This is a genomic window from Pseudomonas brassicacearum (assembly GCF_003732265.1).
GTDB lineage: Bacteria > Pseudomonadota > Gammaproteobacteria > Pseudomonadales > Pseudomonadaceae > Aquipseudomonas > Aquipseudomonas brassicacearum_D.
In genome coordinates, this window is record NZ_MOBK01000140.1 from 1 (window position 1) to 586 (window position 586).

Below are 586 nucleotides of genomic sequence, written 5' to 3' on the forward strand. Positions count from 1 at the left end.
GTACGGCGGTTATAGAGTTCCAGGTCATAGATCGCCAGCGTGGTGCTCAAGCGGTCATCAAACCAGTCGCTCTTCACGCCGATTTCTTTCTGCTTGGTCAATTCGGGGCTGAGGTCGTTGGTGTTGCCGGCCGCGCCTGGGGTGATGCCGATCAAGCCGCCGCCCACTGGCGAAAACGTTTTGGACCATGAGGCGTAGAACGAATGGTTCTGCAGCGGCGTCCAGACCAGGCCGACGCGCGGGCTGGTGCTGTGGCTGTCGCGGTCTTCCGAGATGTTGCGCAGCTTGTTGGTCGACTCGATATCGAAGGTGTCGTAACGCAGACCGGCGAGCACTTGCCATTGATCGTTCAAGCGCAGTTGATCTTGCACATATACCGCACGGCTTTCGACTTCGGTGTGGCTGCTGCTGGAGACCTGCATGCTGCCGGTGTGGCGCAGATCGCGATTCGGGTTGTACAAGTCGAGCGACGGCACCGGCTGCGCGCCGGGCGTTCTGCCAGTGGCGGCGTTGTACAGCGTCGGATCGCGGCGCTGGCTGCCGATCTCGACGCCAGTGAGCAGACGATGTTCAAGGCCGAAGGTAT

Annotated in this window: 1 protein-coding gene; it reads right to left on the minus strand. The window is 60.9% G+C overall.

Annotated features, from left to right (window positions below; genetic code table 11):
• On the minus strand, window positions 1–586 hold a 586-nt coding region (locus BK660_RS30470; protein ID WP_123436414.1), incomplete at both ends, for a TonB-dependent receptor domain-containing protein.